Source organism: Chengkuizengella sediminis (genome assembly GCF_010078385.1).
GTDB lineage: Bacteria > Bacillota > Bacilli > Paenibacillales > KCTC-33759 > Chengkuizengella > Chengkuizengella sediminis.
Window position 1 is genome coordinate 182,087 of record NZ_SIJC01000003.1, and the last position, 16,610, is coordinate 198,696.

Below are 16,610 nucleotides of genomic sequence, written 5' to 3' on the forward strand. Positions count from 1 at the left end.
TATCTTTTAATTAGTATGGTGAACTGCACATCGATTTGGTCCAATCTCCAACTCTTGCTTTTTTTCTTCTTCCGCTTCTTCCACACCTCTATTTATTGCGATAATCTCCTCAAAGTTTGGAGGTGTTTCTGAGCTTGCAGATTGTGCTACATGTTCAACAAAATCTTCCTCACTCTGATTGGACATCATTTCATTTTGCTTACGAATTTCGCCTAATATTTCACCTATATACCCAGCTACGTTTACTTCTTCTTCAAAATCAACATAATGGGCAGGTAGTACAATAACATCATCTACGATCAAGGATACTTTGTTATAAACCGTATCATATAAATCTTTAGCCCACTCTCTGACCTTTCCGCCTAAATCTGGTCTACCTAAACCACTAACAAAGATGGTATCTCCTGAGAATAATATTTTTTTATTTACAAAAAAGGAAACACTGCCTGGCGTATGACCTGGTGTTTTTACAGCAATCACTTCTAATGAAACCTGCTCAAAATCAATTTTGGTATAGTTTTCAAGCGCTTTAAAATCAAATACTGCCCCTTCACTTTGCATCAAATAATAGTTAGCTCCTGTTTCTTCTGCAAGTATACGACCACCAGAAATATGATCCGCATGAAGATGGGAATCTACGATATGTGTTATTTTCACCCCTTCATCTTCTGCAGCCTTTTTATAAATATCAGTAAATCTTGAAGGATCAACGATTAATGCTTCTCCTCCAGACACAACCATATAGGATAAACATCCTTTACCTACTCGAACAAATTGATAAACTTTCATCTTCTCATCTGAATATACTTCTTTTTTATAGAGATACTCACTCCATGATTTCATGCCGCCTTTTAGATACGAAGCTGTTAATCCTTGGTCACTTATCATTTCAGCTACCATTTGGGATGAACCTTCTTTAGCACACACAACAATGATTTCTTTATCAGTTGGAATTTTATCCATGATCTCTTCTACCCCATCAATCAGTTCAAAATAAGGAATATTAAAATGATCGATTTGTTTTCCTTCAATTTTCCAATCTTTAAAATCATCTTTATTACGTACATCTAAAATAAACATTTGTTCTTTGTTTAATATTTGGTCAAAAATTTGTTGAGCTGTTTTAACAGTTGCACTCATTACATTCACTCCTTTATTTTTTTACACTTACTAAATTTATAAATATTTTCACACCCATCAGTGTGTTTTCTTTAGAATGTTAAAGTTACATTTGCATCTTTGGCAAAATCAAGAAAGGTTACAGCGCCCCCCACATCAATACCAGAAATTAAATTTTCTTTTTTTACATTCATTACATCCATCGTCATTTGACAAGCGATGAATTTCACGCCTAAATCTTTTGCCATTACAATAAGTTCATCAATAGATGGCACTTTAGCCTCCTTAAAACCTTCTTGAAAATGCTCTTTACCTTCTGGTAAAGGAAGTTGCTGATTACCTTCCTTATGAATTAGATTCAAACCCTCAAAAGTAAAGAATATACCTACTTCAGCGTCTGTCGCTGCGGATGCTGTTGCAATATTAAACACTTTATATGCATCAAATAAACTACCATTAGATGCGATGATTGCCACTTTATTTGACATGATTATAAATCCTCCTTTAAATTTTTTAACTTGTATGAAACTGTTGTTTATTTATGAATTAAATCCAGTATCTTTTCCCGATCAAACCCTAATACCCATTCTCCATTAACTTCTGCTTGAGGCACGCCTAATTGCCCTGTAGTTTTAATCAGTTTTTGTGCTGCACTAGCATCATTTTCTAGATTGATCTCTTCAAAAGGCAGTCCTTGTTCATTTAAAAAGTTTTTCAACAATAAACAATAAGGACAAGTGTTTGTTGTATAAACCGTAATTTGATTACTCACTATAACCTCTCCTTTTTAGTCTATTAATTTCTCTGTCTTACCTTTCCATTCAGTCATTCCAGGAACAACATTAAATACTTTATTAAACCCTAATTGTGATAATTTTTGTGCTGCCAGGTCACTGCGATTCCCTGTTCTACAAATGATATACATCTCAGTCTCTTTATTTAAATCATCTATTCGCTGCTCTAGCTCTCCAAAAGGAATGGAGATAGAACCAGGAATATGATTAAATGCAAATTCTGAAGGTTCTCTCACATCTAAAATAATAATTTGTTCATTACTCTCCAGTTTTCTAGCTAATTCTTCGTTTTTAATTAAATGAGGATATTTTATTTCCTCTACCTCTTCCCCACCTTTTCTAACAAAATGATGGATAATCTCTTCATTCTGAATCGTTCCAATATATTGGTGGCCAATATTATCACACCAAGCTTTTAAATCGGCGGTTGATCCTTTATCGGTTGCTTGAATTTCCAATACTTGACCTGGCTCTAATTCATTGATTGTTTTTTTCGTTTTTACGATTGGCATTGGACACGCCAAACCTTTAGCATCTAATACCTTATCCGTTTGAATATTTGTCAATTATAAAACCTCCCTATTGATCAAACCTCGTTTGCTATTTGTCAAACAAAATACCCTAATGGGTATTAATTAGTATAAATTTTTTTGGACTTCCCCAGTCCATTCCAACATGCCACCAATCATATTTTTCACCTTAAAACCTTGACTTTCAAGAAATTGTGCAGCGATGCCACTACGATTGCCTGAGCGGCATACCATAATATATTCTTTGGATCTATTCAACTCATGAAGACGGAATTCTAACAAACCCAATGGAATGTGCATTGACCCAGCAATCATACCTTCCCTTATCTCATTCACTTCACGTACATCGATAATATGAATTTTCTTATTCTCTTTAAGAAGTTGTTCTACTTCTTTTGGTGTAATGATTTTCAACATATAATCCCCCTTTCCCAAATCCAAATTTCATTCCTTTATCTAATCATCCTGTTAAATAAATAAATTAACGTTTCCGTTTTCCGCATCTGCTAAATATGCAGCCACCCCTCCATATTCAATTCCGTCTAACAACTCTTCTTTTTGTAATCCCAGTAAATCCATGGTCATCGTGCATGCCACCAGTTTAACGCCTTGCTCTTGAGCCATTTGTATTAGTTGTTCAGGAGGTAGGACATTGTGTTTTTTCATCACACTTTTAATCATTTTAGGTCCCATTCCTGCAAAATTCATTTTAGATAATCCCATCTTCTTCACACCACGTGGCATCATGTTTCCAAACATTTTTTCAAGGAACCCTTTTTTGGTTAGAACATTTTCCTCTTTACGTAAAGCATTTAATCCCCAGAATGTATGAAAAATGGTAACCTCATGATCATAAGCTGCTGCTCCATTTGCAATAATATAAGCAGCCATCGCTTTATCGTAATCACCACTGAATAATACAATCGTTGTTTTTTTCATCCAGTACTTTCACCTCACTTTCAATACATATACCCCTATGGGTATTTATATTTTAAAATGAATTTGTCATTTCGTCAACATTTTTTTGAATGTTTCCATAAAAAACCACCGATACTAATAAAGTGAACCACCTTTCAGTGAGTGGTTTTATAATCTCCACTGAATGTTAGTTGAATTTATCTGGTTTCTTACGGTGTGTTGATATGGATAAATAATTACTCTACTCTTTAGATATTTTTTATGGAATATTATAAAAGAAACTCAGCAATATTGAATTAAATGGCGAGGGTTGAAATAATGAAAAAAAATGTAGATTTAATCTCATCTACTCAATTAATGTTATTAATAATTACTTCCGTTGGGTTAATTAATCACGTTTTTATCATTCCTGTTTTATTAGATACAGCTCAACGTGATGCTTGGATATCAGTAATTATGAACTCAGTTATCTATATGTTATGGATCCTAATTATTATATATATTAGAAAACACACACAACAAAAAAATATTTATGAATTTATTAAATCCAAACTTGGAAAAGGTATAACAATCACATTATTTATCATAATTTGTTTGCATTTATTTTTACTTTCAACAACAACATTAATTGCTACAATTCGATGGACAATCCTTACTTTTTTACCTGAAACACCAATGTTTATGCTCACGATCACTTTTATTTTGCTATGTTTTTTAACTGTTGTCACTAGTTTAAGAACGATTACAAATATGAACATGATTTTGTTACCAACCGTTCTTATTTTAGGTTTTTTTGTTTCTTTTTCAAATACCCAATATAAAGATTATTCATTATTAACACCTATTTTAGAACATGGGTTTGAACCTGTCCTTATGGGAATGATGTTTTCAGGAGCTGGATTAATTGAGCTATTTATAGTGATATTTTTACAACACAAAGTTCATTCAAAAATCAAACTGCTTCCTGTGTTATTAACGGGGTTATCATTGGTCATTCTTACACTTGGACCCCTAATTGGATCAATCACCATTTTTGGTCCTGAAGAAGCACAAAAAATGAGAGCTCCTGCATTTGAACAATGGAGAATGGTCACACTAGGTCGTTTTGTAGAACATGTAGATTTTTTATCTATTTATCAATGGTTAGCAGGTGCCTATATAAGGATTTCTTTATTTATGTATATCATCCCAGAAATACTCAATATAAAAAAACAAAAAAATAAAATATGGTTAACACTCATTTTATTTACGATGATGGTCATTCTCGTTCAATTACCAACTAGCGATATGCACTTAACTGAATTATTATATGGAGTTTTTTTACCTTATTCATTTTGGTTCATGTTCATTATTTCAATTTTAGTAGGACTCTTAGTATTTGTGCAAAATAAGATAAAACCAAAAGAAATCGCCAATCGATGATTTGTTAAAAACAATCTCCAACAAAATAAATCTTAAGGAAAAATACAACTATGGTATTAACAAAAAAAAATAATCAATATCTCTTTAAAGAACTAACCATAAAAGATGCTTTTCAATCCTGTTTTGATGTAAAACATCAGAGCTTTCATTTTCAATCCAGTTCTAATGATTACAAGGTCATGTTTACATACTGTGAGGGGCTTTATGATTACGATAAACTCAATAAAGTGATTATTCCAGAGCTCCGTCATTTTTTTCAATTGATGGAAGATCAGATATTTTCAGATGATTTCATTCAGAAAGACCTTAATATAACAACGTTGCAACAAGTAGAAAGCAAAGAGAAAATGATTACAAAAGTTTTACTTGGTGAAGTATTAATTTACTTTCCGAATCTAGAAACAGCTTACTCCATTGACACTAGCAACTTTCCTAAACGTGATCCACAAGATTCTACTACTGATGTACCCATCAAAGGATCTAGAGATGGTTTTATTGAAGATATAACTACGAATGTAGCGTTAATACGGAAGAGATTACCTTCAAATTCCTTACATTATGATCAATACATTGTTGGTGAAAAATCAAAAACTAAAGTCGGTTTACTTTTTATTGAAGATAAAATTGATCCAGATGTACTTAAGAAAATAAAAGATAAATTATCAAAAATTAAAACAGAAGCCATCTATAGTACAAAACAAGTAAAGGAGTTAATTGCAGATATTAAATTCCCTTTATTTCCAATATTCAGTTACTCAGGTAGACCTGATTTTACAGTCCATTCTTTGATGAATGGACGTTTTGTGCTCATCGTAGACGGCTTACCATCCGTTGTCCTAGGTCCTGCTAATTTTATGTTTTTGTTAGATAGTGGCGAGGATAAAGAGATGATTTCTGTCTTTGCTTTGTTTGAACGATTGATGAGAATCATTGGATTTATGATGGCAACATTTCTTCCTGGTTTTTGGGTTGCATTAGTTTCTTTTCATCATGATCAAATCCCCTTTGCTTTACTATCTACCATTGTTGAATCTAGACGTGGGGTACCTTTTCCTTCAGCATTAGAAGTATTTATTATGTTACTACTATTCGAAATTTTTAGAGAGGCTGGGATGAGGTTGCCCTTTGGTATTGGGCAGACGTTAAGTGTTGTAGGCGGACTTATTATAGGAGATGCTGCAATCGCTGCTGGGATCACCAATGCTACAACAATGGTTATTATTGCAGTAGCAGTTGTTTCAACCTATACATTAGTTAATCAATCTTTAGTAGGTGCTATTAGTGTTGTAAGATATTTTATTCTGTTCATCTCCTCGATTATGGGGATATGGGGATTCTTTCTATCCTCTTTCCTTACCATTCTTTATTTAGCCAATTTGAGACCCTATGGAGTTAATTATCTTACAATGTCATCAAAAAGCCCTCGTAAGTTATTGAAGACATATGTAAAACTCCCTTGGAAAAATAGTTCATAATTCTCTTTTGAAATCAAAACAATAGGATGAGAAAAATGCTAAAAAAAACAATATTTATTTTTGCTATTTCCATATTGCTTACAGGATGCTGGAATTCTGATGAGGTTGATCGCATGTTATATGCTCATGCAATAGCAGTTAATCTAAAAGATGATCTCTTTGAGATTCGTGTGCAATTTGTTATTTTCGGAGGCCGTGGTGGGCAGGGACAAGAAGCAGGTGGATCCCTTACACCAGCAATTGAAAAAGGGGTTGGAAAAACCATTGAAGAAGCATTATTTGATTTATATAAATCTGTACCGGAAAAAGTATTTTGGGGACATTTATCTGCCATTGTATTTTCAGAAAATCTAATGGAAGAAAAAGGAAAATTAACTGACGTTATAGAGAAGTTTGTTCGATACCCTGAAACTAGGTATACCATATGGATCTATAGCAGTAGCGAAGAAGCTTTGAATGAAATTTTAAATGTAGGTTCTTTTAAAGATATGAACCTATCCCCTATTTTTGGGAGATTAGGTGACCCTAAAAATAATTATGAGCAAAGTTCTTTGATTAAACCCGTCAATTTTAATGACTTATTAATTGAATTGGATGAACCTGGCTATACTTCAATTATCCCTTTTATTCAACTTAAATCAAATGGTGGAGAGAAGCATATCAGATTTGATAGTGTGAGTATCCTTTATACACGCAATGAATTTAAAGGAATATTAAGAGGGGCTGAAGTAAATGGGTTTCGTTGGCTGCATTCAGATATTACCAATAATAACCTCTTAATTGAAGATGAAAATAAAAAACCCCTTGCATCCCTTATTATTGATAAATTGAAAGTAAACATTATTCCTGAAACGAAAAATGAAAATATGATGTTTCAATTAAAAATAAAGGCAACAGCAAACGTAGGTGAAATATTTCAAGATATTACTAAAGAACAACTTGCAGAAAAAGCAAAAAAAGAAATAAAAAAGCAAATCTTAATGACATATAAACGAGGATTAGATTTAGATGCAGATGTATATCGATTAACTGAAACTTTATATCGGAAAGATCTTAAAAAATGGAAAGAACTCACATCTAAAGATAAACTCCCTTTAACTGAATCATCCCTTGAAATCGATATTGATTTATTGATCAAAAGCTCATCTAACTTAGAATTAACTCCTTAAGTATTTTAAAAACTTCTTACATTTTGTCTATTTTTAGAATTTTTTGAAGGTTTATTGAAATTTTATGCAATAAATGTTCAATATTGACAGTTTTGTGACTTTCATTTATAATTTGAACTGAGTATTTTGTCCATCACTACCAGTTACCAATTATTCCCTTACATATTACTTTTACCACTCCTGTATCAATTTCTCACAATTCAAACCCACTATTTTGTAATTACATCTCATTTACTAGGATACTTCATCTTAACTAATAAACGTGAATCTTATTTAATAATTATTCCACTATATCTTAGCAATTAAAAACTCCTAATTTTTGTACTTTTCATTCTATTATTCTACTAAACTTTATACCGTATAAGATAAATTTAATATATGCAATCATTTGTGGGAAAAAGTAATGTGAATTGTTAAACGGTAATTTATATGAGAGAGCGAGGTGAAACTATTTTACAATACAAATACTCAACTCTATTAAAACTTAAAAAAAGAGGAGAGATTATATGAATAAAAAATTCCTTGCTGTTTGTTTATCACTATGTTTAGTTATGGCCATCTTCATTCCTCAAGCGAGTGCAAAACCTGATATATTTGAAAAAATCAATAAAAATGAGAAAACTTCCACACCCGAATTTGTTTCTGGTAAATTAACAGAAAAGTCTGATAAAAAACCAAAAGATGTTTTGTTTGGATATTTAAATGGAAAAAAAGATATTTTCAAATTTGCTGAATCTGCTGAAAGCGATTTTGTTGTGGTTGATGAGTTTGTCGATGATTTAGGTTTTACTCATTTAAGATTACAGCAGGAATTTAAAGGCACTCCTGTATACGGAAGAACCTTTACAGCTCATATTGATAGTTCTGGCGTATTAACTTCGTTTTCTGGAACTGTCGCTCCTGAATTAGATAAAAAATTAAAAAAGAATAAAAAGGTAAAGAAAAAAGAAGCATTTTCAATCGCTGAAGAAGATCTTATTTCTTCCTTCTCCGAAGCACCAAAATATGCCATTGATCCAACTACGGAGGAAGTTGTATATGTGAAAAATGATAAGTCACAGTATGCTTTTCACATTAATTTTAAATTCTTTTACCCTGAATTAGGGGATTGGAACTATTTTGTCGATGCTGTCACAGGTGACATCTTAGATAAATTTGATCAATCTTTTAAAGTAGATTCTGTAGGAACAGGGACGGGTGTCTTAGGCGATGTAAAATCATTAAATACGGATCAGCAAGGAAGCATCTATTATTTACAAGATAATACGAGAGGTGATGGTATTTTTACTTATGATGGTGAAAATGTTCACCAGAATCTTCTTTATTATCCGATTTGGGTTATTCAACGTTATCTTCCAGGAACCTTATGGAGTGATGGGGATAATGTATTTAATAACCAATATGATAGATCAGCAGTTGATGCTCATTATTATGCTGGTTTAGTCTATGATTACTTCTTAGAGGAGTTTAATCGTGATAGCTTTGACAATCAAGGTACAGCGATTAAATCTACCGTTCACTTTGGACAAAATTGGGGGAACGCAGGTTGGTTAGGTGAACCTTTAAATCAAATGATATATGGGGATGGGGATGCAGATACTCTACCTTTCTCAGGGGCTTTTGATGTCATTGCACACGAGATCACTCATGCTATCACAGATAGAACTGCGGACCTGATTTATCAAGATGAATCAGGAGCGATAAACGAGTCCATGTCCGATATTTTTGGTGCTTTAGCTGAGTTTTGGGCAGGTTTAGATCCTGACTGGTTAATGGGTGAAGACGTTACGCTTTCTAGTAATGGTTTAAGATCTATGGCTAATCCAACTTTGTTTAATGATCCGGATCACTACTCTGATTATTTGAATACAACAGCAGATTACGGTGGCGTTCATACCAATAGTAGTATTATCAATAAAGCTGCTTATTTATTAAGTGAAGGTGGTAACCATTCTGGTGTATCTGTAAATGGCGTTGGGAAAGACAAAATGGGAGATATCTTCTACCGAACACTGACTCAACACTTAACTGCATCTTCTACTTTTAGTCAACTCCGTTCTGCTACAATACAAGCTGCATCTGAATTGTATGGATCTAACAGTTCAGAAGTTACATCTGTACAACAAGCATTTGATGCTATTGGGGTTAATTAATAGAGCTTTTTCTTTAAAATCTAGAATTTAAAAAATTTATAAATTCTTAAGTTATAAAAATATGAGGAGAGATTATATGAATAAAAAATTCCTTGCAGTTTGTTTATCACTATGTTTAGTTCTAGCTATCTTCATACCTCAAGCGAGTGCAAAACCTGATATATTTGAAAAAATCAATAAAAGTGAGAGAACTTCCACGCCTGAATTTGTTTCGGGTAAATTGACAGAAAAATCTGATAAAAAGCCAAAGGATGTATTGTTTGGATACTTAAATGGAAAAAAAGATGTATTTAAATTTACAGAAACGGCAGAAAGTGATTTTGTTGTACTTGATGAGTTTGTCGATGATTTAGGATATACTCATTTAAGATTACAGCAGGAATTTAAAGGAACTCCTGTATACGGAAGAACATTTACAGCTCATATTGATAGTTCTGGCGTATTAACAGCATTTTCTGGAACTGTCGCTCCTGAATTAGATAAAAAATTAAAACAGGATAAAAAAGTAAAGAAAAAAGAAGCTTTTTCAATCGCTGAAGAAGATCTTATTTCCTCCTTCTCAGATTCACCTTCATATATTATGGATCCAACTACGGAGGAAGTAATCTATGTAAAGGATGATGAATCTCACTATGCATTTCACGTTAATTTTAAATTCCTTTACCCTGAACTAGGAGACTGGAGTTATTTTGTCGATGCTGTTACAGGTGACATCTTAGATAAATTTAATCAATCGTTCAAAATAAATTCTGTAGGGACAGGAACGGGTGTCTTAGGGGATGTAAAATCATTAAATACGGATCAACAAGGAAGTACCTATTACTTACAAGATAATACGAGAGGCGATGGCATCTTAACTTATGATGGAGAAAATGTAAGTCAAAATATACTGAATAGACCTATTCGTATTATCCAGCGTTATCTCCCAGGAAACCTATGGAGTGATACGGATAATATATTTAATGATTCCTACGATGCTGCTGCAGTTGATGCTCATTATTATGCAGGTTTAGTTTATGATTATTATATGGATCAATTTAACCGTGATAGTTTCGATAATCAAGGTGCAGCGATTAAGTCTACCGTTCATTTTGGACAAAATTATAACAATGCAGGTTGGTTAGGTGAACCTCTAAACCAAATGATGTATGGGGATGGGGATGGTGTGAATTGGCTTCCTTTTTCAGGGTCATTTGACGTTATTGCGCATGAGATTACCCATGCAGTGACAGACAGAACTGCAAACCTGATTTATCAAAATGAATCAGGAGCGATGAACGAAGCGATGTCAGATATATTCGGTGTGTTAGCAGAATTTTGGGCAGGCTTAGATCCTGACTGGTTAATGGGTGAAGATATTTATACACCTACCATTTCAGGTGATGCTTTAAGATCATTTTCAGACCCAACTTTATTTGATCAACCAGACCACTACTCTGATTATCTGAATACAACAGCAGATTACGGTGGCGTTCATACCAACAGTGGTATTATCAATAAAGCAGCTTATTTATTAAGTGAAGGCGGTAATCACTCTGGAGTTGCCGTAAATGGCATTGGCATAGATAAAATAGGCGACATCTTTTATCGTTCTTTAACCCAATACTTAACTGAATCTTCTACTTTTAGTCAACTCCGTTCTGCAGCTGAACAGTCTGCAGCTGATTTGTATGGATCAAATAGTTCAGAGGTTACATCCGTACAGCAAGCGTTTGATGCAGTAGGGATTAACTAATATTCTTCCTAGATTGATTCACATAGTAAAGGTTTTTTACTCCAACTCCCTTTATCGATTTTTATTACTTCGATAAGGGGAGTTTTAATTTAAACATTATAGTGATACTTCGTGATACATCTTTTTTATAGTAATGACTAACACACTAAAATATATTGACAATTTCGAGTCTTTTATTTATAATTTAATTTGAGTATTTGACAATATACGACACCATTCAGCAATTATTCCCTTGCATATTACTTTTTCCACTTCTGAAAATAATTTATATAATTAGACATTATATCTCACCTATGAAACAAGTAATTAGGCCGTTACTTAATTATTTATATTTTAGTATTGTTACATTATACACTCTACTAGAATAACTTTTCAGTATAAACCTATTTTTTTGTATTCATGGAGTTTTAAAGTCTAAATTGTAGAAAGCGCTTTCAGATTTTAGTGATGTGAATTGTTAAACGGTTACTCTTAAAAAGAGAGAGGTGAACTTAGTTTAATACAAATACTCAACTCTATTATTATTTATAAAAAGAGGAGAGATTATATGAATAAGAAATTCCTTGCAGTTTGTTTATCACTATGTTTAGTTATGGCCATCTTCATTCCTCAAGCGAGTGCAAAACCTGATATATCTGAAAAAATCAATAAAAGTGAGAGAACTTCCACACCTGAATTTGTTTCTGGTAAATTAACAGAAAAGTCTGATAAAAAACCAAAAGATGTTTTGTTTGGATATTTAAATGGAAAAAAAGATCTGTTTAAATTTTCAGAAACGGCAGAAACTGATTTTGTTGTACTTGATGAGTTTGTCGATGATTTAGGATTTACTCATTTAAGATTACAACAGGAATTTAAAGGAACTCCTGTTTACGGAGCAACTTTTACAGCTCATATTGATAGTTCAGGCGTATTAACTGCGTTTTCTGGAACTGTCGCTCCTGAATTAGATAAAAAATTAAAAAAAGATAAAAAGGTAAAGAAAAAAGAAGCATTAACAATCGCTGAAGAAGATCTCATCTCCTCCTTCTCAGAGACACCAGCCTATATTATCGATCCAACTACAGAGGAAGTGATTTATGTAAAGGATGATGCATCTCACTATGCATTTCACGTTAATTTTAAATTCCTTTACCCTGAACTAGGAGACTGGAGTTATTTTGTCGATGCTGTTACCGGTGACATCTTAGATAAATTTAATCAATCGTTCAAAATAGACTCTGTAGGAACAGGTACAGGTGTATTAGGGGATGTAAAATCGTTAAATACGGATCAACAAGGAAGTACCTATTACTTACAAGATAATACGAGAGGCGATGGCATCTTAACTTATGATGGTGAAAATGTAAATCAGAGAATACTAGATAGATCCCTTCGTCAAATCCAGCGTTATCTTCCAGGAACCCTATGGAGTGATAGTGATAATGTATTTAATAGCTCCTATGACGCGGCAGCTGTTGATGCTCACTACTATGCTGGTTTAGTTTATGATTACTACTTAGCAAAATTTAATCGTGATAGCTTTGACAATCAAGGTGCAGCGATTAAGTCTACCGTTCATTTTGGACAAGGTTATAACAATGCAGGTTGGTTAGGAGAACCTTTAAATCAAATGATGTATGGGGATGGAGATGGTGTGAATTGGCTTCCATTCTCTGGCTCCTATGATGTTATTGCACATGAAATTACGCACGCAGTAACAGATAGAACTGCGAACCTTCTTTATCAAAATCAATCGGGTGCAATGAATGAAGCGATGTCGGATATATTTGGTGTATTAGCAGAGAACTGGGCAGGTTTAGGTAATGACTGGTTAATGGGAGAAGACATTTATACACCAAACGTTCCAGGTGATGCTTTGAGATCTTTGGCTAATCCTACTTTATTTGGTGACCCGGATCATATGGATGATTTTGTAGTACTACCTAATACTAGAGAAGGTGATTGGGGCGGAGTGCATACAAACAGTGGAATCATCAATAAAACAGCTTATTTATTAAGTGAAGGTGGTAACCATGGTGGCGTTTCCGTAAATGGTGTAGGAGAAGATAAAATGGGTAACATCTTCTATCGTTCTTTAACGCAATATTTAACTGAATCTTCTACTTTTAGTCAGTTACGTTCTGCAGCAGAACAATCTGCATCTGATTTGTATGGTTCAAATAGTTCAGAGGTTACGTCCGTACAGCAAGCATTTGATGCTGTTGGGATCAACTAATATTCTTCCTAGATTGATTAACACAGTAAAAACTTTTTACTCCAACTCCCTTTATCGATATTTATTACTTCGATAAGGGGAGTTCATTTTTTGTTTCAAAACTTCAATTCTATTTTAGATTGTCTTATAATAGTTGTTAGTTAATCTTTTTTGTTTTGTTATAACAAATGTTTTTATGAGAATAATATACGTATCCTTAACATCATTTTTGAAATTATTGAGAGGTGCATCGTATCAATTTATTAGATTTAGTATCCGACATTTCAGAAGAGGATATCCTCTTATTTATTGAAAAATATAGAGCTTTTGGACCACTTCCAGGAATTCTCCTGCCAATATTAGAATCTTTTCTTCCGATACTACCCATTTTTTTGATTGTCTTGGTAAATGCTCAAGTATACGGACTTGGTTTAGGTTTTTTATTTTCATGGCTAGGAATTACGATTGGGAGTTATAGTGTCTTTATCATTAGCAGAACTTTAGGCAGAAAATTATCTACTTACATAGAACACAGGTTTTCAAAAAAAAGAAAATATCAATTTTTGAAAAAGTATAGAGGGAAAATCAAAAAATCAAAACGATTTTTTCATTGGATAGAGAAAAGAGGATTTACTGTTATTTTCATTTTGGCATGTTTACCTTTTGCACCCACATTTTTAGTAAATGTCGTATCTGGATTATCTAAAGTCTCAAAGCGTACTTTTTTTATTGCCACACTTTTAGGAAAAGCCTTTATGAGCTTTCTCGTATCATTAGTAGGTTATGATCTATTCTCTATTGCACACAACCCATGGAAAATCATATTTACTGTGGGGATCTTTCTGCTCATATGGATCGGAGGAAAAAGATTGGAAATGAGATATGTGTAAGGTTTGGGCACGATGCATCACATCATCCTGAATTTGGTTTCGATGAATCAAATCATCTAGTTTGAAGATTAGGGAAAATTAGCAAGTACTTCATTATTGTTCACTATGTAATGAAAATAGAGGGAAATTACGGTCTTATATCTTTATTTTTGAATGAATAATAAAGATAGCGGGAATAAATGGTCTTATTCCATTGGTTTTTAACCCAAAATGATTAAAAACAGATGAAATGAGTGAAATAAGACCAAAAATTCCCGCTATTTATTAAGATAATGCTAATTTCCTTTAAATAAGGGTACAAATTCCCGCTATTTACAAGTTAAGTCATCACATTTAGAAGTATAACTCGATCAAGCATGTCTTGAATAAATATCAACATAATTAATCCGTTACAGCACCTTTAGAAGCAGAGGATACTAATCTTGCGTATTTATTCAATACTCCTCTGGAATATCTTAATGGACGTTCATTCCATTGTTGTTTACGTTTTTCCATTTCTTCTTCAGAAACATCCATCTTGATTTCCTGTGTTTCACTATCAATGGTAATCATGTCACCCTCTTCAAGAAGTCCAATAGGACCTCCAACTTGCGCTTCAGGTGCAACATGCCCTACGACAAAGCCGTGTGTTCCTCCTGAAAATCTTCCATCTGTCATCAGCGCAACATCTCCACCTAAACCTTTTCCGATTACTATGGCAGTTACAGATAACATTTCTGGCATTCCCGGTCCACCTTTTGGCCCAGTATATCGAATGACAATGACGTCACCTTTATTAATTTTGTCTGCAAGCAATGCTTCAGTGGCCGCTTCCTCAGAATCAAATACACGAGCAGGGCCTGTAATTTTTTTCATTTTCACACCTGACATTTTAGCCACTGCTCCTTCAGGTGCTAAGTTTCCTCGTAATACAACAAGAGGACCTTGAGGTTTCAAAGGATTATCAAATGGACGGATCACATCTTGCCCTTCTTTTAACCCTGGAAGCTCAGCTAAGTTTTCAGCAAGTGTTTTACCCGTAACTGTGATACATTCTCCGTGAAGTAAACCTTGTTCTAGTAACAATTTCATTACCCCTGGTACCCCACCTACATCAGATAAATCTTGCATCACATATCGACCACTTGGTTTTAAATCTGCTAAATGTGGTACACGCTCACGAATACGTTCAAAATCCTCAAGTTGAAGATCAATATCCACCGCATGAGCAATCGCAAGTAAATGTAAGAAAGCATTTGTAGATCCACCCAGTGCCATCACGACCGTAATTGCATTTTCAAACGCCTTTTTAGTCATAATATCTTTTGGATAAATTTCTTTTCTTAATAAATCCACAACAGCCTGTCCAGCTCTATTACAATCATCTTCTTTTAAATCGGCAATCGCTGGATTAGAAGAACTACTTGGAAGACTCATCCCCATTGCCTCAATAGCTGATGCCATCGTGTTCGCAGTATACATCCCACCACATGAACCTTGACCTGGACATGCGTGACATTCAATATCTTTTAACCCTTGTGCATCGATATCTCCTTTATTATACTGTCCCACTGCTTCAAAAGCAGAAACGATATCTAAATCCTTCCCTTCCCATTTACCAGGCTGGATGGTTCCTCCATATACAAATACAGCTGGCAAGTTCATCCGACCAATCGCAATCATACATCCAGGCATGTTTTTATCACAGCCACCAATAGCAACTACACCATCTAATCGTTCCGCACCCATTACTGTTTCAATTGAATCAGCTATAACTTCACGGCTTGGTAAAGAGTAAAACATTCCTTCATGTCCCATTGCAATACCATCTGATACTGTAATTGTATTAAATATTAATGGAGCCCCTCCACCTTGAGACACTCCTTCTTTAGCTTGAATGGCAAGCTTATCAATATGCATATTACAAGGCGTAACCTCACTCCAAGTACTCGCTACCCCTACCATCGGCTTTTTAAAGTCTTCATCTGTAAAACCTACTGCTCTTAACATCGCACGATTCGGTGCTTTGTTGGCACCTTCACTGATCACTTTACTTCGTATTCTTAAATCTTTCTCATTCCCTGCCATAAGTAATGTTTCCTTTCTGTTTTATTTATAACCCTAATCGTAATCTACAACAAAAGCTTTAGTCAAGTAAAATATTCATAGATTTAGTTCGTATATCCCGTCCGCTTCAAACATATATTTAACTTACGAGAATATTTCAAA

The 16,610-nt window shown here is 33.8% G+C and carries 14 protein-coding genes; 7 read left to right on the forward strand and 7 right to left on the reverse strand.

The genetic code is table 11. The features are described from left to right. Window positions 1-6 precede the first annotated feature (6 nt). The 6 genes from EPK97_RS08100 to EPK97_RS08125 all read right to left on the reverse strand — a co-directional run bounded on the left by EPK97_RS08100 (window position 7) and on the right by EPK97_RS08125 (window position 3,382). Window positions 7-1,140, reverse strand: a complete 1,134-nt coding sequence (locus EPK97_RS08100) for an MBL fold metallo-hydrolase (protein WP_162036117.1) — start codon at window positions 1,138-1,140, stop codon at window positions 7-9. A 71-nt stretch (window positions 1,141-1,211) separates the two neighbouring features. Further along, a complete protein-coding gene (locus tag EPK97_RS08105) occupies window positions 1,212-1,607 on the reverse strand; it encodes a DsrE/DsrF/DrsH-like family protein (RefSeq protein ID WP_162036118.1) in 396 nt (131 codons plus the stop codon). A gap of 47 nt (window positions 1,608-1,654) precedes the next feature. Then, window positions 1,655-1,891: a glutaredoxin domain-containing protein gene (locus EPK97_RS08110; protein WP_162036119.1), complete on the reverse strand. Its 237-nt coding sequence runs from the start codon at window positions 1,889-1,891 to the stop codon at window positions 1,655-1,657. A 15-nt stretch (window positions 1,892-1,906) separates the two neighbouring features. Then, the gene (locus tag EPK97_RS08115; RefSeq protein WP_162036120.1) at window positions 1,907-2,479 is read right to left on the reverse strand and encodes a sulfurtransferase TusA family protein; all 573 of its coding nucleotides are present in this window, start codon (window positions 2,477-2,479) and stop codon (window positions 1,907-1,909) included. Window positions 2,480-2,548: 69 nt separating this feature from the next. Further along, entirely contained in the window at window positions 2,549-2,857 is a 309-nt protein-coding gene (locus tag EPK97_RS08120) for a rhodanese-like domain-containing protein (RefSeq protein WP_162036121.1), read from the reverse strand. Between the two features lie 54 nt (window positions 2,858-2,911). Then, the gene (locus EPK97_RS08125) at window positions 2,912-3,382 is read right to left on the reverse strand and encodes a DsrE/DsrF/DrsH-like family protein (RefSeq protein ID WP_162036122.1); all 471 of its coding nucleotides are present in this window, start codon (window positions 3,380-3,382) and stop codon (window positions 2,912-2,914) included. A 297-nt stretch (window positions 3,383-3,679) separates the two neighbouring features. On the opposite strand from EPK97_RS08125, the gene EPK97_RS08130 reads away from it, so the two are divergent. From EPK97_RS08130 to EPK97_RS08160, 7 genes are all read left to right on the forward strand, one after another. Further along, window positions 3,680-4,783 carry a GerAB/ArcD/ProY family transporter gene (locus tag EPK97_RS08130; RefSeq protein WP_162036123.1) on the forward strand — a complete coding sequence of 368 codons (1,104 nt, stop codon included), beginning with the start codon at window positions 3,680-3,682 and terminating at the stop codon, window positions 4,781-4,783. A 50-nt stretch (window positions 4,784-4,833) separates the two neighbouring features. After that, window positions 4,834-6,258, forward strand: coding sequence for a spore germination protein (locus EPK97_RS08135; RefSeq protein WP_162036124.1), 1,425 nt, complete (start codon window positions 4,834-4,836; stop codon window positions 6,256-6,258). Window positions 6,259-6,293: 35 nt separating this feature from the next. Beyond that, entirely contained in the window at window positions 6,294-7,427 is a 1,134-nt protein-coding gene (locus EPK97_RS08140) for a Ger(x)C family spore germination protein (RefSeq protein WP_162036125.1), read from the forward strand. A gap of 506 nt (window positions 7,428-7,933) precedes the next feature. After that, the gene (locus tag EPK97_RS08145; RefSeq protein ID WP_162036126.1) at window positions 7,934-9,580 is read left to right on the forward strand and encodes a M4 family metallopeptidase; all 1,647 of its coding nucleotides are present in this window, start codon (window positions 7,934-7,936) and stop codon (window positions 9,578-9,580) included. 76 nt (window positions 9,581-9,656) lie between these two features. Then, complete coding sequence (locus tag EPK97_RS08150) at window positions 9,657-11,315, forward strand: M4 family metallopeptidase (RefSeq protein ID WP_162036127.1); 1,659 nt, start codon at window positions 9,657-9,659, stop codon at window positions 11,313-11,315. A 547-nt stretch (window positions 11,316-11,862) separates the two neighbouring features. Beyond that, window positions 11,863-13,533: a M4 family metallopeptidase gene (locus EPK97_RS08155; RefSeq protein WP_162036128.1), complete on the forward strand. Its 1,671-nt coding sequence runs from the start codon at window positions 11,863-11,865 to the stop codon at window positions 13,531-13,533. Between the two features lie 224 nt (window positions 13,534-13,757). Next, complete coding sequence (locus tag EPK97_RS08160) at window positions 13,758-14,402, forward strand: VTT domain-containing protein (RefSeq protein ID WP_162036129.1); 645 nt, start codon at window positions 13,758-13,760, stop codon at window positions 14,400-14,402. A gap of 381 nt (window positions 14,403-14,783) precedes the next feature. Here the strand turns inward: EPK97_RS08160 and ilvD are convergent, their stop codons facing one another. Continuing rightward, window positions 14,784-16,469, reverse strand: coding sequence for a dihydroxy-acid dehydratase (ilvD, locus tag EPK97_RS08165; RefSeq protein ID WP_162036130.1), 1,686 nt, complete (start codon window positions 16,467-16,469; stop codon window positions 14,784-14,786). Window positions 16,470-16,610: the final 141 nt, after the last annotated feature.

Bases quoted from the DNA above. Each gene is read 5' to 3' on its own strand.
- EPK97_RS08100 (WP_162036117.1), bottom strand. From the start codon at position 1,140: ATGAGTGCAACTGTTAAAACAGCTCAACAAATTTTTGACCAAATATTA.
- EPK97_RS08105 (WP_162036118.1), bottom strand. From the start codon at position 1,607: ATGTCAAATAAAGTGGCAATCATCGCATCTAATGGTAGTTTATTTGAT.
- EPK97_RS08125 (WP_162036122.1), bottom strand. From the start codon at position 3,382: ATGAAAAAAACAACGATTGTATTATTCAGTGGTGATTACGATAAAGCG.
- EPK97_RS08130 (WP_162036123.1), top strand. From the start codon at position 3,680: ATGAAAAAAAATGTAGATTTAATCTCATCTACTCAATTAATGTTATTA.
- EPK97_RS08135 (WP_162036124.1), top strand. From the start codon at position 4,834: ATGGTATTAACAAAAAAAAATAATCAATATCTCTTTAAAGAACTAACC.
- EPK97_RS08140 (WP_162036125.1), top strand. From the start codon at position 6,294: ATGCTAAAAAAAACAATATTTATTTTTGCTATTTCCATATTGCTTACA.
- EPK97_RS08145 (WP_162036126.1), top strand. From the start codon at position 7,934: ATGAATAAAAAATTCCTTGCTGTTTGTTTATCACTATGTTTAGTTATG.
- EPK97_RS08150 (WP_162036127.1), top strand. From the start codon at position 9,657: ATGAATAAAAAATTCCTTGCAGTTTGTTTATCACTATGTTTAGTTCTA.
- EPK97_RS08155 (WP_162036128.1), top strand. From the start codon at position 11,863: ATGAATAAGAAATTCCTTGCAGTTTGTTTATCACTATGTTTAGTTATG.
- ilvD (WP_162036130.1), bottom strand. From the start codon at position 16,469: ATGGCAGGGAATGAGAAAGATTTAAGAATACGAAGTAAAGTGATCAGT.